This window comes from Tissierella simiarum, assembly GCF_018917865.1.
Taxonomy (GTDB): Bacteria; Bacillota; Clostridia; order Tissierellales; family Tissierellaceae; genus Tissierella_C; species Tissierella_C simiarum.
Genome location: NZ_JAHLPM010000005.1, coordinates 56,604 through 77,979, shown reverse-complemented (window position 1 = coordinate 77,979; position 21,376 = coordinate 56,604). Strand labels below are relative to the sequence as shown.

Annotated in this window: 16 protein-coding genes; 8 read left to right on the top strand and 8 right to left on the bottom strand. The window is 29.1% G+C overall.

Annotation, left to right across the window (positions count from 1 at the left end):
- Positions 1-9: 9 nt before the first annotated feature.
- The 4 genes from KQI42_RS07480 to KQI42_RS07465 form a co-directional block, all read right to left on the bottom strand.
- Positions 10-708: a class D sortase gene (locus tag KQI42_RS07480; protein ID WP_216518397.1), complete on the bottom strand. Its 699-nt coding sequence runs from the start codon at positions 706-708 to the stop codon at positions 10-12.
- A 100-nt stretch (positions 709-808) separates the two neighbouring features.
- Positions 809-4,843 carry a collagen binding domain-containing protein gene (locus tag KQI42_RS07475; RefSeq protein WP_216518395.1) on the bottom strand — a complete coding sequence of 1,345 codons (4,035 nt, stop codon included), beginning with the start codon at positions 4,841-4,843 and terminating at the stop codon, positions 809-811.
- 191 nt (positions 4,844-5,034) lie between these two features.
- Entirely contained in the window at positions 5,035-7,602 is a 2,568-nt protein-coding gene (locus KQI42_RS07470) for a GH39 family glycosyl hydrolase (RefSeq protein WP_246566235.1), read from the bottom strand.
- A 260-nt stretch (positions 7,603-7,862) separates the two neighbouring features.
- Positions 7,863-8,693, bottom strand: a complete 831-nt coding sequence (locus KQI42_RS07465; RefSeq protein WP_216518393.1) for a deoxyribonuclease IV — start codon at positions 8,691-8,693, stop codon at positions 7,863-7,865.
- A 136-nt stretch (positions 8,694-8,829) separates the two neighbouring features.
- Here KQI42_RS07465 and rodA (KQI42_RS07460) point away from each other — a divergent pair, with 136 nt between their 5' ends.
- The 6 genes from rodA (KQI42_RS07460) to KQI42_RS07435 all read left to right on the top strand — a co-directional run bounded on the left by rodA (KQI42_RS07460) (position 8,830) and on the right by KQI42_RS07435 (position 14,537).
- Positions 8,830-9,936: a rod shape-determining protein RodA gene (gene rodA, locus KQI42_RS07460; protein WP_216518391.1), complete on the top strand. Its 1,107-nt coding sequence runs from the start codon at positions 8,830-8,832 to the stop codon at positions 9,934-9,936.
- Positions 9,937-10,022: 86 nt separating this feature from the next.
- Positions 10,023-11,129: a rod shape-determining protein RodA gene (rodA, locus tag KQI42_RS07455; RefSeq protein ID WP_216518389.1), complete on the top strand. Its 1,107-nt coding sequence runs from the start codon at positions 10,023-10,025 to the stop codon at positions 11,127-11,129.
- 97 nt (positions 11,130-11,226) lie between these two features.
- Positions 11,227-11,547 (top strand): PadR family transcriptional regulator, encoded by a 321-nt coding sequence (locus KQI42_RS07450; protein WP_216518387.1) that lies wholly within the window; start codon positions 11,227-11,229, stop codon positions 11,545-11,547.
- Positions 11,540-12,124 (top strand): DUF1700 domain-containing protein, encoded by a 585-nt coding sequence (locus KQI42_RS07445; protein WP_216518385.1) that lies wholly within the window; start codon positions 11,540-11,542, stop codon positions 12,122-12,124. The genes KQI42_RS07450 and KQI42_RS07445 overlap by 8 nt, the downstream gene beginning before the upstream one ends.
- A gap of 10 nt (positions 12,125-12,134) precedes the next feature.
- Positions 12,135-13,283 (top strand): DUF4097 family beta strand repeat-containing protein, encoded by a 1,149-nt coding sequence (locus KQI42_RS07440; RefSeq protein WP_216518383.1) that lies wholly within the window; start codon positions 12,135-12,137, stop codon positions 13,281-13,283.
- A gap of 18 nt (positions 13,284-13,301) precedes the next feature.
- Positions 13,302-14,537, top strand: coding sequence for a S41 family peptidase (locus KQI42_RS07435; RefSeq protein ID WP_216518380.1), 1,236 nt, complete (start codon positions 13,302-13,304; stop codon positions 14,535-14,537).
- Positions 14,538-14,638: 101 nt separating this feature from the next.
- On the opposite strand, the gene abc-f is transcribed toward KQI42_RS07435, so the two are convergent.
- The 3 genes from abc-f to KQI42_RS07420 form a co-directional block, all read right to left on the bottom strand.
- Positions 14,639-16,291 (bottom strand): ribosomal protection-like ABC-F family protein, encoded by a 1,653-nt coding sequence (gene abc-f / locus KQI42_RS07430; protein ID WP_216518377.1) that lies wholly within the window; start codon positions 16,289-16,291, stop codon positions 14,639-14,641.
- A gap of 314 nt (positions 16,292-16,605) precedes the next feature.
- The gene (gene nudC / locus KQI42_RS07425) at positions 16,606-17,436 is read right to left on the bottom strand and encodes an NAD(+) diphosphatase (protein ID WP_216518375.1); all 831 of its coding nucleotides are present in this window, start codon (positions 17,434-17,436) and stop codon (positions 16,606-16,608) included.
- A 26-nt stretch (positions 17,437-17,462) separates the two neighbouring features.
- Positions 17,463-18,038 carry a thymidine kinase gene (locus KQI42_RS07420; RefSeq protein ID WP_216518373.1) on the bottom strand — a complete coding sequence of 192 codons (576 nt, stop codon included), beginning with the start codon at positions 18,036-18,038 and terminating at the stop codon, positions 17,463-17,465.
- A gap of 818 nt (positions 18,039-18,856) precedes the next feature.
- Between KQI42_RS07420 and KQI42_RS07415 the strand changes: the two genes are divergently transcribed.
- Positions 18,857-19,636, top strand: coding sequence for an ABC transporter ATP-binding protein (locus KQI42_RS07415; RefSeq protein ID WP_216518371.1), 780 nt, complete (start codon positions 18,857-18,859; stop codon positions 19,634-19,636).
- Positions 19,629-20,435 carry an ABC transporter permease gene (locus tag KQI42_RS07410; protein WP_216518368.1) on the top strand — a complete coding sequence of 269 codons (807 nt, stop codon included), beginning with the start codon at positions 19,629-19,631 and terminating at the stop codon, positions 20,433-20,435. Before KQI42_RS07415 ends, KQI42_RS07410 begins: the two co-directional genes overlap by 8 nt.
- A 102-nt stretch (positions 20,436-20,537) precedes the next feature.
- On the opposite strand, the gene KQI42_RS07405 is transcribed toward KQI42_RS07410, so the two are convergent.
- Positions 20,538-21,299, bottom strand: a complete 762-nt coding sequence (locus KQI42_RS07405; RefSeq protein WP_216518366.1) for a hypothetical protein — start codon at positions 21,297-21,299, stop codon at positions 20,538-20,540.
- Positions 21,300-21,376 lie beyond the last annotated feature (77 nt).

The window sequence follows — 21,376 nt, the reverse complement described above, 5'->3', positions numbered from 1 at the left end:
CCTAAAGTCCTATTCTATTATTTTTCCCTTTACTATTAATCTATGGGTTGGATTAGTCATAGGATGGCATGTTACTAAGGTAATTTCCCTATCCTCATTATTACTATTTAAAACCCAAGTTTCTTCTGGTTTAACATAGATTTTCTCTACTACAGTATAGATATAGTTACCTTTTTCAATATCCACCTCTATAATGTCTCCCTTTTCAACTTCATCTAACCTATTAAAGTTTCTCCCATAGGTTCTGTTTCTATGACCAGCTATAGCATAGTTTCCTACCTGCCCTGGTTTTCCAGTATTTCTTATACTAGCTACAGATATCTTTAAGTTTCCTTGTGTTGCTCCAGATAAAATTGGTAAGTCTAAATTTATTTTTTCAATTTTTAATATTCCTTCCATATTTTTTTTAATATATTCTTGCTTTCTAGCCTCTTCTTCTCTTTTTCTAGATTCTATTTCTTCTTCTCTTTTATTTTTATTGGATAACAAATTTTCCTTAATAGTCTCTACATCAATTTCATCTGCATCATAATTTATATCATCATTTTCATCTTCCATGTAGTCTTGTTCTACATTCAGTATACTTTCTTTCCATTCCTGAATGAGTTTCTCCTGTTGATAATCATTATATAGTTCTGATGCCTTGGGATATATCATTATTGATATTCCCAATATTATAATCAATGTTGAAATTATTTTTCTTTTCATTTTCTTACCTACCTTAGTTTCCATAGATTAATATCATACTACCTTTTACATAAGCCAATAGGAAAAAGACAGAGAAACACTCTCTGCCCTTTTTCATTATTTAGGCCATTTTTCTTCTAAAGATGAAACCTATTAATATTAGCAATACGCCACTAACGTAGAACCCTATTTTACTCCCCTCACCTGTTTTTGGAAGTACATCCATAGGTCCTTTTGGTTTAGTATCTACATTTGGTTTGGTATCTACATTTCCTAAAGGTATTTCATTTGGATCAACTTCTACTTCATCATCTACAGGTGTTTCTATCTCTGTAGTTTCTATAATAGAATCATCTTGATCTTCTGGCTCTTGTGGTTTCTCTGGTTTTTTCGGATCTGTTGGCTTATTTGGTTCCTTTGGATCCGTTGGCTTATCTGGATCTTTTGGATCCGATGGTTCATCTCTATCTCTTGGATCTCTCATCTTTTCATTTTTAAGAGTATCTTTTACTATTTCTCCATTTTCTTTGATTTCAAATGAATGTTTTTCATTATTCCTATAATAACCTGATGGAGCTTTTGTCTCTATGAAGTAATATTTACCATAAGGTAAATTCTCAAACTTTGCAATTCCATTTTCATCTGTTATCTTTTCATCTACTAAAACATCATCCTCTGTATATATGGCTATTTTAGCATTTGATAATGGTTTTGATGTAGATATATCTATTTTAGTTAGTTCAAAGATTCCTCTTATCTTAGTATTAGATATACTTTCTGGATTTGCCTTAATCGTTACTCCATCTTCACTTATAGTGGCTTTTAAAACCACATCTAATAATATATATCCTTCTGGTGCTTTAGTTTCCTTAATAATATAGCTTCCAAAAGCAATATTATTAAATATCACTTTACCATCTGCTCCACTTGTTGCAGTTACTATACTTGTTGAGTCATCCTCTGCGTTATATAAGCTAAATTCTGCACCTGCAAGTGGTTCTTCTCCCTCACCAAATTTAACAAACTCAATATTTCCTTTGATTTTAGTGTTTTTAAATTCATATCTAATGTCTTTTTTACCTGTTTCATTTTTTACTTGGAATTCATAAATCTCATTACTTAATGCATAGCCTTTAGGCGGAGTTTTTTCTCTTATATAATAAGTAGTATCATATTTTAATCCCTTAAATAAAGTTTCTCCGTTGATTCCTGTTGGCTCAGATACTTTTAGGATATTCTTGAACATATCAAGAAGTTCAAATATAGATCCTTCTAATTTAGTTAAATTGTTATTTTCATCTACCTTAACTATGGTAATGCTACCTCTGCCGGTACCTCCTGCACCGCCGCCACCAGTCTGGAAGCTTACCCCTATTTTAGTACTGGTACCCGTCTCACTTCTACTACTTCCTTTAAAGTTAATAGTATTTGTAAAGGAAGCATTATTATGAGTATCTGCAATATCTGTTCTAAACTTCAGAATATAGGCTTCTTTTATATCTTCCGTAAAGATGAATTCAAATACTCTAGTTTCTGGATTATACTTAACATTTGAAGTGTCTAATGTAACTTCATTGCCTTCTGTATGTTTTCCACTTTTATCAATTACTAATTTTATCAACTTAACTGATGAAGTATCTAATTCAAGACCTTCTTGTAATGTATCCTCTAAGACAGCATTTTTTATAGGTAGTTGATTTTGATTTATAACTACTTCCCAATCTATAAAAGAGTTGCCCTTCGCATATTTACCTGTTTTACTAACAACAGTATTTTTTATTCTATTTTTACCTGTAGAAGACACACCTCCATCTGGAATTTCATCTCCAGTTAGAGTTGCAGTATTTAATAATTCTTTATCTCCATTTTTATAGAAGATATCCAACTTATCTTCAGGTATTATAGTTTCAAAGGTTATAGTGTGTTGATCTTTAATATTTCCTAAATTAATGGTTAAAGTTCTCGATTCTTCATCAAAGCTATATTGTTTATCATCAATACCCTCAGTAATTTCATTTCCATCTATTTTTACAGACCCCACTATGAAATTTTGATAATCGCCTATAATATCTGTAACAATAGCGTTATTTATAGGCATTTTGTTTTGATTAACCACTATTTTCCAAGTTGCTTTTCTAGTAATGTAATCATACCCTGTTCCAGTCTTTTCTATGACTTTGCTTCTAACTTGTTGATTCCCTGTTGATATGGAATCTTTTATATTTTCTCCAGTTAACTTTGCAGTATTGTCAAACCACACGTTTTTATTATGTGCCCATATATTATTATCTAATACTTTAGTTTTAAAAGTTAATACATGAGTTGTTTTATCAATATTACCAAAAGAATAAATGAAACTTCCAGTTCTATTAGCATTTTCATTATTTTCCTTAGTATAAATAAATCCTTCATTAGTTTGCATACCATCTACTGTAAAAGAATTCTCAACATATTCTAGACCTTTAGGAATGTCATCAGTAACTACAGCATTTTCTATTTTGATCTTATTACTATTAACTATAATTTTCCATGTAATTTCATGGGTAGAAGGATTGTATCCAGCACCTTCTTTTCTAATTATACTTGTAGGAACTCCTACCCCTTCTTCATCAGTAGCATCTCCTGGAACCCCATCGCCATCTAACTTTACTTTATTTGTATATATCTTTGGATCATTTGAGTTATAAGCATCTGGATCTACTACATTAGTTGAATAAGTTAGGGTATGCTGTCTTATGATAGTTCTATCAAATTCATATGTTAAGACTTTATTAACATATGTTAAATTTCCTCCTATAGATATAGGGGTTCCATCAAGCATTATCGAATCAACATCTAATTCTACACCTTCAGGAATAGTATCTACTATCTTCGCATTTCTGATTTCCAAGTTGTTGTTATTTATTGTTATAGTCCAATCAATTTGATTAGTCGTTGCATTATATCTACCACTTTTGTTAACAAAGTCTACAACTGTTTCAACTGTAGCTTTATTAGAAGTAGATATACCTCCATCCCCAAATGTGGCTTCTGCTTGATTATGGAAACGAATAAGCTCTCCTTCCTTATTAAATGCAGAAATATCAGGTTTTGTTTTGAAAGTTATTGTATATTCGTCTCCATCTTTAATATCTTTGTTAAACCTGTAGATTAATATATTTCCTTCAAAAGAAAATTCACCTTCTGTAACTTCAGGGTAAATGTGGACACTATCTAATAAATAAGTTTGATTCTCTGGAATCACATCTGTTATAACCACATTACTTATAGTTTTTCCTTTAGGTGTTGTTTCAGGTTTAACCCTAACTGTCCATGTTATTTCATTATTTTCGTTGTTATAGTGACCCCATTTTTCTAGATTAATATCTACTTTCTCTTCCTCTTCTTCAAATTCGATTCTGATAGTAGTACTACTACCTCCTCCCAAATCAAATTCGATTTCTGTCTCACCACCGTTACCTATTTTTTCTTCATCAAATTCGGTGTAAATCCAAAAGTATCCAGTACGGTCATATAGATAGTCCTCATTATTAACCTCATCTTCATACTTAATAGTTATCTTGTTGTCAGTAGTTACAGTAGCTGTTGCTATTACACGTTCACCATCTTTTGCCTGAAGATTCATCTCACTTTCTATTTTGATTTGCTCCGGAATCGTTAGTATATAAGTGTTGGTTGTATCTACAATTTCTTCATCAGGAATTTCAAACTTATATTCAATGCGGATTTTCGAATCCTTTTCTATTTTTCCTACAAAATCTTTACCATCTTGATCTTTGATTTCTACATTAACTATATAAGGGAATTTATCTGAATTGCCCTCGCTACCTTCTTCATCTGTAACCTCTACATCATTTTCACTATCTTCTATTTGTGTTTCATCTGTTGTTTCACTTTTTTCTTCTTCTGGTTCTCCTAAATTTTCTTCTTCAGGTATTACCTCACCTTCCTGATCCTCTGATTCTTCTGGAACTATTGATTCATCTGGATTTTCTTGATCTATTTGTTCTTCTAATCCAGGTTCACCTCCGTCAGCAAAAGTATAATTTAATACCTTAGGTGCTACTATTTGAAGTAGCATTGCTAGAATAATCATTAAAGTTATTCTATATTTAATTTTCTTGTGATATTTAATTTTCTTGTGAAATATTTTCAATATAATCCTCCTTTCTTTTTCATTAAATACTATAAATACCATCATAGTAAATTATTCCATTTATATCTATGCATATCTTGCTTATATTCATCTTCTTTTTTGCTATATTTTATATTACTCCATATAAAAAACGGGTTTATTTTTTAAAATAAACCCGTTTAGCTTAACATCTTATCTTATAAAACCATTATTTATAGTTTCTTCTCTAGTGTCATTAGCTCAATTCCGTGTACTGGTATGTATAATTTTTCTTTATAATATTCATCTAAATTTAAATATTCTACAGTAATTTTAGGGTATGCCTTTCCTTTAAGATAGTTTAATTCTTCTTGAGTCATATTTTCTGGAGTACCCATCTTTATCCATTCATCAAATACTGATCCATACTCCCTATTTAACTGATATCTAGTAATTTTATACTTCCCTGAAATTCCATTTATATTAATTTCAACTTCCCTTTCTGCCTTTTCTTCGTATACTAAATATCTCTCTGTATTAGTTAACGCAGAAGTATCTCCATTTAAGAATAAATCATCAAAATATGTATGATTATAAACTAAAATCTGAATGTCTTCTCCACTTTTAGTGATTATATATTCCTCATTTTGTTCTATAATTTTTTCTCCTAACTTTGATAAAAAATAATATGCAAAATATGACGGTTTCTTCAAACCATTATTGTTAATTAAACCAAACCCTCCATGAAATGGAGATATACCTGCTTTCGCCTCTTCCATTATATCAGTAAAAGTCCAATATCCTATAGAATCTACTATATTTATGGACTTTAAAATGTTGCTGATAATGAAAGTAGACATAAAACATGTGTCATGGATTAAGTTTCTACTATAGGATGAGGCATTCCATTCTGTAATATGAAGTTCAGTATTATAAGATAACAGCCTATTTATTTTATCATTAGCTGAATTTAATGTATCGTAAGTATGATCTTTGCCAAAATAAATTCTTTGCATTTCTCTCCATTCAGCCATTAATTCCTGCTGACTTTCTCCTTGTTTTGCTCTTAGCATTATATCTTGTACTTTTTCTTTAGATGAATAGGATTCAGAATATATATGCAAGGAAACGAAATCTAAGGGAACATCATTTTTATTGCAATATATCAAAAAATCTTCTAGCCAAGTACTATCAGAAATAGCTTGATGAGTAATAGAAGGTCCTCCTACTTTTAGTTTATTGGAAACAGATTTAACTGCCCATGCAGTCGCTTCATAAAATTTAAAATACGCTTCTTTTCCTCCAATCCAAAAAAAGTATTCTAGGTCTGGCTCATTCCATACTTCAAAATACCAAGTTTCTACTTCTTTTAGCCCATATCTGTTTATACAATGTTTAATAAATTCTACTACTAAATCTGTCCATAACTTAATATCTCTTGGTTGAGATATATTTGCTCTCCACCAAAATACAGTTTCATCTAGACTTTTTATCTCAGAAGGCATAAATCCCAGTTCAATAAAAGGCTTTATATTGACTTTTTTAAAATAATCCAAAAGCTCATCTACGTAAGACCAGTTGTAGATAATATGACCTTCTTCGCTAAGGTTATATACCATCATATCATCAGAAAAAATGCTATGAAATCTTATATATTCAAACCCTATGTCATTCTGTAGTTCCTCAAATTGATTCTGCCATCCCTTTCTTAATCCTTCTACTGCTCTACTATATGTAATTAATTTTTTCCAATAAGGTTTGTAATTAACTCCCTCATTTCTTACGTCTACTGATATAACATCTTTAGTAGTAGAAAATGTATTTTCATCTTGAACTTCATTATCTAATCCCTTCAAATAACTAAATAACCTTTTAAAAGCTGCTTTTCTATCAACATCTAAATATGTTCTGCTTTTTTTCTTATTAGAATCTTCATTTCTATCTTTGTTTTCATTATAAACTATATTTCCATACGCTTTCCTATATTCTGAAGGTGAGCAATCATACACATCCTTAAAAAGCTTATTAAGAGATTTAGTGCTGGCAAATCCACTTTCATAAGATATTTCTGTTATTGTTTTATCACTATTTAATAATAAATTTACTGTTTTATCTAGTCTGATATTGTTTAGATATTCCTGAAAAGACATTCCCATATTTTTCTTGATAAAATGGGATAAATAATAAACACTAAGTTGTTCATTATCTGCTATTTCTTGAAGTGTTATTCTCCTTTCCATATTCCTATTTATATAGTTAATTATGCTCTGAAGTCTAACAATATCTTTATTCATACTTACTGATTTTTCATCTTCTATAAAGGTATGATCAAAATTATTAACTAAAAAAGCTGCTAATAGGTGTGCTTCAGCTCCTATTATAAGCTGATATCCTTCTCTTTTTTTATTTAATTCCCATACTATTTTGGCTAGATGGTGCCTAATCATATCAAAGCTTTTCTGCTCTTCTTTTCCATAAAGAAAAGATTTACAATTAAATATCATTTTATTAAATCTAGGATAGTAAGAAGAATAATATTCTGGATTAATCTGTAATACCAACAGCATATTATCTTCCTTTGTTTTGCTAGTATTATGTACTTCATTTTTATTTATTAATATTAAATCATTCTCTTCAAGAAGAAACCTTTCGTTTCCCACTCTAATATTTATCGTGCCTTGCAGCACTAATATTATCTCTATCTCACCATGCCAATGCATTTCAAATTTGTCTACACTATGTATAAAAGATTTTACCGGAAGTCCATCTTCACTTTTTATCAATTCATAAAAATATTTCAAGCAGTCTCTCCCCTTTTCTATCTAACAGTTATATAGTCAGGATAGCATTCTATCACTGACTATATACTCATTCCCTATTATAATTATGGCTATTTTTAACAATACATTCTCTCTATTTATAATTAATATAGATACATAGTTATATATCATTTTATTATTTCTTCATGATGCTTAAAATAGCTTTTCATAATCACTAAACATAGCTAATTTTTATATTTTTATCTATGCTTATTTTGCCTACATATAGGCTTTTTCTTGTTCTATTTAACTGTAAGGCTCTTTAAAAGCTTAATTTCCTCCTTATGTCCATCTAATTCATTAGGTGTTTCTAAATAAAATGGCAAATCTTTTAACTGAGGATGACTTATAATTTTTTCTATAGCTTCTAATCCAAGTGTTCCTTCACCTATTTTTGCATGCCTATCTTTTCTACTATTAAATTCCATCATACTATCGTTTAAATGGATACATTTCAACTTATCAATACCTATTACATCATCAAAATTCTCTAAAACCCCGTCTAAATCATTAACGATATCATAGCCAGCTGAATATACATGACAAGTATCCAAACAAATTCCTACTAGTTCGCTGTATTCAACCTTATCTATTATAGATTTAAGCTGTTCAAACGTATAACCCACTTCTGTTCCCTTTCCAGACATGGATTCCAGTAAAATCATAGTATTTTCATTTCCAGTAATTATTTCATTTAAAGCTTCGGCTATTCTCTCTATACCATATTCCGTTCCTTTACCCACATGATTTCCTGGATGAAAATTAAAATATGGAATAGATATGTTGTTTAGTTTCTCATAATCTTCCTTCAATATCCTTTTTCCTAAACCATAAGTACTCTCTTTATATGATGCTAAATTTAGTATATATGGAGCATGAGCCAATAGTGGTCCAAAATTGTGTTGCTTTGCTATTATTTTCATGGCTTCTACATCTTCTAAATCCAATTCTTTAGAGGATGCTCCTCTAGGATTTCTACTAAAAAATTGAAATACATTAGCATCTATTTCTACAGCCCACTCTGCTGCTTTTTTATATCCTTGTGCTATACTCAAATGACAACCAACTAACACTTAACCACTCCTTTTTTTACTATTTATGTTATATATACCTTATATTATATATACCACAAAATCACCTATTTTTAACTATTTCAAAATATAAAAGTATGATATAATTATTTCTAGCATAATGAAAGGAAGTACTTATATGTTTAATTTAAAGAAAAAGTCTTTAAAAAGATTTGATTTTATATTGTTTATAACAGTACTATTATTGTGTGCCTATGGATTAGTTATGATAATGAGTGCGACCTTAAGTTTAGAAACTGCACGCCATGTAAAAACTCAGGCTATCTCTACTGTTTTAGGAGTAATAGCCATTGTCACTTTAGTTCTTTTAGATTATCAATTCATAGGAAAATTATATATCCCTATTTATGTTCTATGTAATTTATTATTAGTTGCAGTTTTACTGTTTGGTTTTGGTGAAGATCAATGGGGTGCTAGGTCTTGGTTAAAAATTGGTCCTATTAAATTTCAGCCAGCTGAATTTGTAAAAATAGGGCTAATAATATCTTTAGCTAAATTTATTGACAAAAATAAAGAAAATATAAATGAACCTTTAACTCTATTTAAAATATTGGCTTTTGCAGGATTTCCAGTACTTTTAATCTTACGTCAACCTGATGCAGGTACTGCTATGGTTTTTGTATTTTTTATAGCTGTTATGATTTTTGCTGCAGGAATTGATTGGAAATATATATGGTATGCTTTTTTAGTAGGTATCTTAAGTCTTCCAGTGCTTTGGTTTAAATTAGATGAATTTCAGAAAGAGAGAATATTCAACTTTCTAGATCCAGAAAGAGATACTTCTAATACTGGATATCAAGCTATGCAAGGTCGTGTAGCCATAGGCTCTGGAAAAGTATTTGGTAGAGGTTTATTCAAAGGTGTATATACTCAATTTAATTATATACCAGAAAAACAAACAGACTTTATATTTGCAGTTATTGGTGAAGAATTAGGTCTTATAGGCGGGTTAACCTTAATTATTCTTTATTTTATTATGCTTTATAGATTAATTAAAATTGCAAAAGATAGTAATGATATGTTTGGTTCTTTAATGGTTATTGGCATGACATCTATGTTTGTATTTCATATATGGGAAAATATTGGTATGACTATTGGACTAATGCCTATAACAGGTATTCCTCTTCCATTTCTAAGCTATGGAGGTACTTTTCAGTTGGTTAATATGGTTTGTATTGGAATAGCCTTAAGTGTGGGTATTCATAAAGATGGATTAAACTTTTAGCTGCATTAATTTGCAGCTTTTTGTTTACCATCTTTTGCTATAATATGGTACAATCTATTTAATCACTGAATAAAGGAGCATAAGATATGTTTAATTTAAGAAAAAAGTCTCTGAAAAGATTTGACCTTGTATTATTTATAACTGTATTACTATTATGTGCCTATGGAATACTTATGATTAGGAGTGCAACTTTGACTTTTGATAATCTTCGTTCTGTGAAAGTACAAGCATTTTCTACAATTTTAGGTATTATTGCTATTGTGTTTTTAACTTTATTAGACTACGAATTTATGGGAAAAATCTATATTCCTATTTACATAGTATCAGTTTTATTGTTAGTTGCAGTTGCACTATTTGGAACAGGTGTTGAGAAATGGGGTTCACGAAGCTGGTTGGCCATTGGAGGTTTTAAGTTTCAGCCAGCAGAGATTTCAAAAGTAGGTTTAATTATATTTCTGGCGAAATATATTGATAATAATAAAAATGAATTAAATCGCCCTTTAACACTATTTAAAATATTATTTTTTTCTGGAATACCAATTCTTCTTATAGCAAAGCAACCTGATTTTGGTACATCTATCGTTTTAGTTTTCTTTCTTGCAGTTATGTTATTCGTAGCAGGTTTGGATTGGAAGTATATAGGTTATGCTTTTCTTTCAGCAATAATTAGTTTACCTATACTATGGTTTTCTCTTAAAGATTATCAGAGAAACAGAATATTAAATTTTCTAGATCCAGAAAGAGATATTCCTAATACTGGGTATCAAGCTATGCAAGGTCGTGTAGCCATAGGCTCTGGAAAAGTATTTGGTAGAGGTTTATTCAAAGGTGTATATACTCAATTTAATTATATACCAGAAAAACAAACAGACTTTATATTTGCAGTTATCGGTGAAGAATTAGGTCTTATAGGCGGGTTAACCTTAATTATTCTTTATTTTATTATGCTTTATAGATTAATTAAAATTGCAAAAGATAGTAATGATATGTTTGGTTCTTTAATGGTTATTGGCATTACTGCTATGTTTGTAGCTCACATATGGGAAAATATCGGTATGACTATTGGACTAATGCCTATAACAGGTATACCTCTTCCCTTTCTAAGTTATGGAGGTACTTTTCAGTTGGTTAATATGGTCTGTATTGGAATAGCTTTAAGTGTATGTATTCATAAAGATGGACTAAATTTTTAGCTGCATTAATTTGCGGCTATTATTTTTTCTTAGTACCTTGTAATAAAAGGTAGCGTAGTATATAATGTACTCAAGAATATAATAAGGAGAGAAACTTATGAACATCCAATTTAAAAAAGGTGTATTAGAACTATGTGTTCTTTCCTTGCTTGTTAGAAGAGATTATTACGGCTATGAACTTGTAGATCATATCTCTAAATTTATAGATATATCTGAGGGAACTATCTACCCCTTACTTAGAAGGTTTCGTACAGAAGGATATGTGACCACTTATTTACAAGAATCTCAAGAAGGTCCTCCTAGAAAATACTATAAAATAACCTCCAAAGGCAAGGAAGTATACGATGAACTAGAAATAGAATGGGAAAGTTTTATTGATGGGGTAAATAATATAATAAGAGGTGATTTTAGTGAATAGAGCAGAATACTTACAACAATTAAAAATTGCTTTGCAAGGTTTACCTAATGATGATTTACAGGATATTTTATATGATTATGAAGAACATTTTGATATAGGACTTTCTAAAGGAAAAAGCGAAGAAGAAATTTCACAAGAACTTGGAGATCCACAGGATATAGCTAATAATTATAAAAGTTCTTTTAAAAATTATCAAAATGAAACAGTTTATAATAGCAATAATAATTCATCTAATAATTCTTTAAGAACACTATTAATTGTATTAGCTCTAGGTTTCTTTAACTTAGTTATAGTATTAGGTCCTTTTTTAGGAATAGTTGGTGGTTTAATTGGTCTTTACGGAGGAGCTATCGGAATTCTAGCAGGTGGCTTAGGTTCTTTTTTTGGAGCCATAATAGGTCCTTTAGGATTCTTTAATATTAGTATAAACTTCCATCCATTAACAGGTATTGCCTTTGGTATTGCTTTAACTTCCTTAGGCATTTTAAGTTTATTACTATGTGTATATTTAACAAAATTGCTATATAAAGGTGCCATTAAATATATACAATGGAATTTAGATTTAATTAAAAGATAGGAGGGTTAACATGTCAACAAAAAAAATTGTAGCTATTTTAACTGGAATAGCTTTAATCTCTTTTGGAATTGGATTATTATCACTAAGATACAATGACAATTATAAATATAGTAAACATATTAATGGAAATGGTACAATAAATATTGATGCTGATGGTGCTAGTGTTAAAATAGGCAAAGGTGGAATAAGTATAAAAGATGGAGAAAATAATGTAAATATTGGTATAGGAGGCATAAATATAAAAGATGGCAATGAATCTATATCTATAGGAGGAAAAAATAATATCTTTACCATTAACTCAAGAAACTTAAAATCCAGAACTATGGATGAAGTAAAAATTCATAATTTAAACGAGATCAAAAGCATCTCTGCCGCTTCTAATTTTGTAGACATTAAGTTTATACCTCAGAATAGAAATGATGTAAGAGTTCATTATCACGGCGACGTTGTTGCCAATGTTATTCCTACTTTAAAAGTAGAAAAAAATTTAGACGATCTATCAATAAAATTAGAAAATCCTAAAACTAATTCTTATACTGTAAGCCAATCGAATTTGGTTTTAGAGATATATGTTCCAAACACTTTTAATGGAAATTATAATGTAGCTACTGCAACTGGCGAAATTGAAATAAATAATTTAGAAGGTATTGATTTTAACATTACTTCTAACTCTGGTGATATAGATATAGAAAATATTAAAGGTAAAACATTAGCTTTAGCTACTTCTTCTGGTGAAATTGAGCTGGACGGTCTTAATTTTAGTGATGAAGTAAATCTAACTTCTTCCTCAGGAGATATAGATATGGATAATCTTAATTCACCCATATTAAAAACAGGTACTTCTTCTGGGAATATTAAAATTGGAAATTTTCTAGGAGACTCAACTATAACAAGTAATTCAGGAGATATTATACTAGACTTTAAAAAGACATCAGGAAATATAGACATAGCTACAAGCTCTGGAAATATAATCTTTAAACTATCTAACAATGTAAATTATGAAATAGACGGAATAACATCATCTGGAATTTTTGAATCAGATATACCTATGACTATAAATGAAAATAATGATAGAACATTTAAAGGGAAAATAGGAACAGGAGATAAAACTATTAAAATACAAACTTCTTCTGGTGATGTTACTTTTACTAAAAATTAGATTTTAAGGGGGATGACATTGAAAAATAATCTAAAAAAATATTTAATTTCTATCTTATCTTTACTGGTTATATTAAGTAGTTTAGCAGGCTGTACTAAAGAAACATCTAATGTTCAAACTTCTATAGCTCAATTAACTAAAGAAGAAAAACTAGAAGATTTCGAATATCTATACAAAATCATTGAAGGAAATTATCCTTTTCTTAAAGTAAATGAGAGAGTTAATGGTATTGACTGGTTAGAAAATAAGGATGAATATAAAGCTTGGATAGAGAATACTACTGATAATGATACTTTTATGGGTCAAATAAGTAATATCGTTAAAGAATTAAATAATGGGCATACCCATGTAGTAAGTAAAGAAGAGTTTGAATGGTATTATGATGTATATGCAAATTCCGAAGGTTCCAAGACCTATAATAAGCCTTGGGCTAAGGTATTTAAAAACGAGAAAGTGTTAGAATGGTATGATTTCGATAAAAACCACATGAAAGAGTTTGAAAACGGAAAATATTTTGGATCTAATGATCCTGCCTTTAATTCAGATATTATAATTCCTAACGAGTTAGCCTATTTAAAAATTAATCAAATGAATGGTAAAAGAGTTGAGGAAGATGGAAAAGAAATAAGAAAATTTTATGAAGAAATTAAAGATTATGACAAACTGATAATAGATATTAGAGGTAATGGTGGTGGAAATGATCTTTATTGGAGAAAAAATGTAGTAGAACCCTTAGCTAAAATAAATATATCTGTAGATAACTATGTATTTACTAGAGGTAATTACGGAAATCCTTTTTACAAATCAAGAGGAATGAAACTATTTCCTATATCTAAACTGGATAAAAAAATCTTACAAGACTTTCCAGAAGAAATAGAAACAGATTTCGATCATTATAATATATTTACGCTAACTTTAAAACCAGTAAGTCCTGTAGACTTTAAAGGCAAAATATATCTACTAGTAGACCAAGGAGTATATTCTTCTTCAGAAAGCTTTGCTGCTTTCTGTAAAGATAGCGGTTTTGCAACATTAGTAGGTGAAACTACTGGTGGAGATGGTATTGGTATAGATCCATTATTTTTCTATTTACCTAACAGTGGAATAGTAATAAGATTTAGCAGCCTTCTTGCATTGAATGGAGACGGGACCATAAATGAAGAAGTACAAACTATTCCTAATATCGAAATAGATGCAACAATTGGAGCTAATTATGAAGAAGATAATGCAATCCAATATGTGATAAATAATTAAATGATAGAGCCTATAAAAATTTTTAAATAGCAGGATGAAAATTTCATCCTGCTATAATGTTCTTTATCTATTTGCCATATAATTATACTTTATTTATAGTTTTAATTGGTTTTCAAACTTTCTCTAATTTTATTTAATTCTTTAAGTATTCCTTTATACTCTTCATCTAATATTTCCTTTTCTTCATCTTTAGATGTTATGGATAGTTTGCTTAAAACTTCGGTTAGTTTATACTCCAATACAGCTTTCTTCTCAATAAGGCTAATTTCTATTTCAGTATCTTTTTCACTACTTTCTTTAAATTCTTTAAAAGAACCTAAAAAGCTTTTTATCTCTTGATTTTCTATATATAAAATATTATCAGCTATATTCTCAATAAACTTTTTATCATGAGAAACAAATAAAATAGTCCCCTCATATTCTTGTAACGCTTTTTCTATAACTTCAATAGAATAGACATCTAAATAGTTTGTAGGCTCATCAAAAATGAGCAAATTAAAATCACTCAAGATGATTTTTGCAAAGGATGCTTTTACTTTTTCTCCTCCACTTAATACAGCAGCTTTTTTATGAATATCTTCCATATTGAACAATAACCTAGAAAGTATGGTTCTAGAAAAAGTTTCATCGTAAATACTAGAATCCATAATATTTTCAATAATGGTTTTTTCATTGTCTAAAATCTCTAATTCCTGACTAAAGTATCCAATTTTAACATTCTTAGAAAGGGTTATTCCCTTATTTTCCTCTAAAATCATCTTTACTAAAGTAGTCTTTCCTGCTCCATTATTCCCTATTAAAGCAGTTTTACTTCCATTATAAATTTGAAAACTGCTATTTTTAAATAAAACTTTATCTCCAAAGCTTTTATTGATATTCTCTGCATTTATAGCTATTCTAGAATAAATGTCTCCTTTTTTGGAAAAATCAACTTTTATATTTTCTATTTCCTTAGCTTTTTCTTTTTGCCCTAATCGCTCTAACTTAGTTTCTAAAGCTTTAATCGTTTTATCTAAAGTTTTCTTAGCATTTTGATTACCCATTTTATGAAGCCTTGCTTCAGAATTACCCATTCGTTTTGGTGTTTTTCTTATCTTATTCGATTTATTACTAATATGAAATACTGCCTTTTCTAATTTCTTCTTTTCAGTTATATATTTTTCATATTCTAGATTTTCAGTTTTTCTTTCTATTTCTTTTTGTTCTTTATACTTAGAGTAGTTTCCTTCATATACTTTTATATTACCTTCTTCTATCTCTATTATTTTATTACATACTTTATCTAAGAAATCTCTATCATGAGAAACCAAAACCAAACTTCCATCAAATTTCATGAATTCTCTATATAGTAAATCTATGGATTCAAAATCTAAATTTGAGGTTGGCTCATCTGCAAGTATTAGTTTGCTATTTTTACTTAACGTTTGAGCTAATTTTAGCTTAGTTTTTTCTCCTCCACTCATATAGGTAGCTTTCTTATTCTTTAACTCAAATTTACTTAAATATTTTGCATCTACATAGGCTTCATCTAAATCCTCAAATTGTTTAATATATGAGATAGTACCATATGCTTTTATATATCCTTCATCAGGCTTGGTAATTCCATATATAAAATTCAATAATGTAGTCTTTCCACTACCATTTAAGCCTACTATTCCGATCTTATCTTCAGAGTATATCTTTAAGTTATTAATTTTTATAATTAGCCTATCTCCAAAATATTTTTTCAAATTTTTAATTTCTAATACTAACAAAAAAATCCCTCCTATATACACTGGAAGGATTACTTTTTATATTTTAAATAATCACGAAAACATACTAGTTAAAACTAATATGTTGAATTTATTTTTAAAACATTTAATTAATGTAATCCTTTCCAGAACATTTAAGCACCAAAAGTAAACCTATTTAAAGGTCTACCTAAAAATATTCCTAAATTTTGTTCTTGATGAAAAGATTACATTCTCATTATTCTTATATACCATCCTTTTCTATTTGTTTATTCATATAATATCAAAAATCTAATTTTATTTCAATAAAATATAAGAAATACCGTATAAACTCTGTCTTAATGATTTTCTAAAAACCATTTTATTAGTCTTGATCCTATACTTATAGATTGTCTATACTTTCCTGGTATCTCCTCTTTTGAAAACCAATCAGCATGAATAATTTCATCTTTATCTTCTCTTATTTCTCCTTCTAAATATTCAGCTGTATATCCTATCATCATGGAGTTAGGGAAAGGCCAAGGTTGGCTTCCAAAGTATTTTATATTTTTTACCTTTATACCAGTTTCTTCAAATACTTCTCTTTTTACACATTGTTCAAAAGTTTCACCTAACTCTACAAAACCAGCTAAAACACTATACATTCCTTCGGGAAATTGCCTATTGTGTGCTAGTAAAAGTTTATCTCCCTTTGTAACAGCCACAATAATAGCAGGAGCAGTTTTAGGCCAAACTATATTGCCACAATTAGGACAAACCATAGCTCTATCGTTTCCATCTTCTTTTCTTTCCATTTTAGAGCCACATCTACCACAATATTGATTAGATTTTAGCCAGTTTAATAATAGAAGTGCCTTTGAAGATAGTAAATATGTTTCTTCATCTACATATTTTGAATAAGTTCTTAAGTCAACAAAATCAATGCTGTTACTATTTATATTATCTGTAATTTCTCCACAAAAGCAATTGTGTCCATCATAAGCACCTATGCACTGAAAATTAATTAAATCTACATTGAGTTCATCAATAGTATCTCTTCTAGGTACATGATATTTCTCATTGTCTTTAACAACCATCAATTTATTCTCTTTAAAAATATATAAATAGTCTTGATTATATTCTTCATATAGAGGATGTTTTGAAGGTTCAAATAATATATAATCTGACATGCTATATACCTCCGTTTTTTATACTACTAATCTATATTTCTTTTTTCTTCTAAAAAACATTTTCTACATAAAGGTTCATACTCTTTTGATGCTCCTATTTTTATTCTCTCTTGATCCTTTGTTTTTCTATGACTTACCCATCCATCAGCTCCACATTTAACGCATACTGCATGATGCTTATATAAATAATCTGCAATAGGCATTAATTCTTTCACTATTTCAAATGGCTTCCCTGTAAAGTCAATATCTAAACCTGCCAGTATTACCGTCAAGTCTTTTTCTAAAAAGTAATTAATCCCTGAAACAATATCTTTTATAGTACCTCCTAAAAATTGGACTTCGTCTATAGCAATTACATCTGGTTTCAATTCTCTACAATACTCTATTATTTCATCAATATTTTTAACTAAAACTGCATTTAAGCAAGTTAAATCATGAGTCACTATTTCATTTCTTGAATATCTATTATCAACAGACGGTTTAAAGGCTATAGTGCTATATCCTGCTATATTAAACCTTTTAACATCTTTTTCCAGACTGGAAGTTTTACCTGAAAACATAGACCCAGTATGTATTATCAACTTTCCTTTATACTGATGCAAAACTAATTCCCCCTTTAGATTATCAACCTTAAATATTATACCACTTTTTTTATATTTTGAATTAAAATATAGAAATATATTATAATAGGATTAGATTGGAAACCCTTAAAATATTTCTAGTACTAAAAAGTAAGGCATAACTAATATTATTTGTAATTAAATAATAATTTAGAAAGGAGTTTTTATGGCTAGATTGATAAGTATTATAAAAAAGTCTTTAAATGATAAAAGAAACAAAAAGGTTATGAAAATTTTACTTTCTGTTGTAATTACATAAATTATTTTTCTAAAATTAAAAGATGAATTATACGCTATAGATTATGCCCAAATTCTTATTACTTTAAGAAGTATTCCTAGAATACAAGTACTTATTCTGTTTTTATTAGGCTTATTATCTGTATCATTAATAATGGGATATGATTTAGTTTTATTCCATTTCTTCAAACCAAATATTACTTATTCTAAACTACTCAGATTTTCTTGGATAGCAAATGCAATGAACAATTTTATTGGTTTTGATGGAGTAGTTGCCTTTAGTTTTAGAAACATTATGTATAAGTCTTCTACGAGCCTATTTGGAAGCCAAGATACTTAGCTTATCCTAGCCAAGTTAGAGTTTATCCAATATTATTAGATATTTCTAGACTTATATCCAAATTTTCTATTAAAAATATAACAAAAAAATAATAGTTATAAAATTAAATCCTCTTTAGAAGTATTATACTTCAAGAGGATTTAATTTTTAAAGACTTTCACATAATCATATAGCTTAGAATACTATAAAGTATCATATGTTCCTTTAGTTAAGGAGTGATAGAATGAAGGAAAAAACAGTAGTTGAGATTAAGAACATTGGAATGATCTACCACACCCTAGAAGGGGAAACAGAAGCTATAAAAGATATAAATTTAAATATTTATGAGGGAGAAATTGTAGGTATTGTAGGACCAAGTGGTTGTGGAAAATCTACTCTTCTTTCGATAATCGCTGGTCTTATTAAACCTAGTACAGGAAAAATATTAATTAATGGAGAAGAAATTCAAAAATCCTGTAAAAATTTTGGTTATATGTTTCAAAAAGATCAGCTTTTCCAATGGAGAACTATTATTGAAAATGTTGTATTAGGTTTAGAAATTCAAGGTAAATTAAATAATCTTGCTTATAAAAATGCTGAAGAAATGTTAGAAAACTATGGTCTAGGAGATTTTAAGCATAGTTATCCAAATCAACTATCTGGAGGTATGAGACAAAGAGTTGCATTGATTAGAACCCTGTTATTAGAACCAGATTTACTACTATTGGATGAACCTTTTTCGGCTTTGGACTATCAAACTAGATTAGCTATAGCTGATGAAATTGGTATAATATTAAAACAAGAAAGAAAAACCGCCTTATTGGTAACTCACGATATATCAGAAGCTATAAGTATGTCAGATAGGGTGGTTATACTAACGAAAAGACCTGCAAGCATAAAGGAAATTATAAACATAGAACTTTCCTGTCCTACAGGTATAAGAACTCCTATGAAATGTAGAGAAGCTCCTGAATTTAGGCATTACTTTAATAAAATATGGAAGGAGCTAGATGTCCATGTCTAATAAAGGAATTTCAAAAGAACATGAAAAGTATTTAATAGATGTAAAGAGAAAAAATAGAAGTGTTCTATTAGCTCAAATAAGTATCTTAGTAGTTGCCCTACTTTTATGGGAAATTGCTGCACACTTTAAATGGATAGATACTTTTTTAACCAGTTATCCTTCAAGTATATGGAAACTCTTTATAGAATACTCTAAAAACGGAAACCTATTCTATCATGTGGGAATTTCAGTCTTTGAAACAGTGGTAGGATTTCTTGCAGGTACTCTTTTAGGTATAATCATTGCTATAGGACTTTGGTGGTCTGATTTTTGGGCAAGAGTATTGGATCCTTATCTTGTAGTTTTAAATAGTTTACCCAAGACTGCTTTAGCCCCAATAGTAATCATTTGGGTAGGTGCAGGTTATTCTGGTATTATTGTAACGGCTATAACAGTATCTATAGTTGTTACGATAATGAATATGTTTATTAGTTTTAAATCTGTTGACGAAGATAAGATTAGATTATTAAAAACTTTTGGTGCTTCTAAATTTCAAGTTCTAAAAAAAGTAGTTATTCCTTCTTCAATTCCTGCCTTAATAAGTACACTTAAAATAAATATCGGATTGTCTTGGGTAGGTGTGATTGTAGGAGAATTTTTAGTATCAAAAGCAGGTATAGGTTATCTTATTGTCTATGGTGGTCAAGTATTTAGATTGGATTTAGTAATGATGAGCGTATTTATTTTAGCTTTAATATCAGCTTTAATGTATAAAATCATCGCAGTAATAGAAGATAAATTTATAAAATGGCAACAATAGATTAATAGAGATAGATAAGGATATCCATATATCTTTATCTATCTCTATACCTTCATTGATAACACTCTTATTTTATATTCATCATATTATCTTTTGATTCTTTTATTTTATTGGATCAATAAAGGAACAGGGTATATTAGCTAAACACTTTCCACAAACGTCTGCTAATCCTATATCCTCATATATCTCAGCGTTAGCCAGACACATATCATAACATCTTTTTCTGTTAAATCCGTCTACTGTTAAGGCATTATTTACACATCTATCAACACATTTTTTACAACTTCCATTATACTTATAAAGACAATATTCTTTGTCCTTTCTTTCTGTAGGTTCAATTTTTAAGTTTGTAATTACAGTTCCTATCCTTCCACAGCATCCTTTGTCTGTTATTAACATATTGTTTAAGCCAAATCCTCCCAATCCTGTTATATATGCTACATGCCTATGGGACCAATCACTAATAAGTTTTTCTGTATCGAAGTTATGAGTTGCTGGAATGATTTCCGATTGATAGGACATTTCCTCTAACTTATTTTTTAGATGTCTATTTAAATCAAGTATAAGTTTATTTGTTTCGACATAAGCAGTAGCCCAAATTTTAGAACTCATCTTTCCCTCTGAATTACTCTTAGTAACATTATTTTCAAAAGGTATAAAATAAGCAATAACAGTTTCTGCTTCTTCCATAAAATCCTTAGGTAAACTATGGGTAGGGCTTACCACTTCCTTTAGTTTATAAAATATTGGATCGTTTGCATTAGCAAAAGAGACTATTGGTTCTTTCCACCTAGTTTCTATATCTTGAATATTATGATAATTATTAACGTAGTTTTTTATAATGGATTCAATTTTAGCTTTCATACAATTCACCCCATAATAAATATTAACCGTCCTTAATAAGTCTATTATCTATAATATTAAACTAATATAAGTTTAAT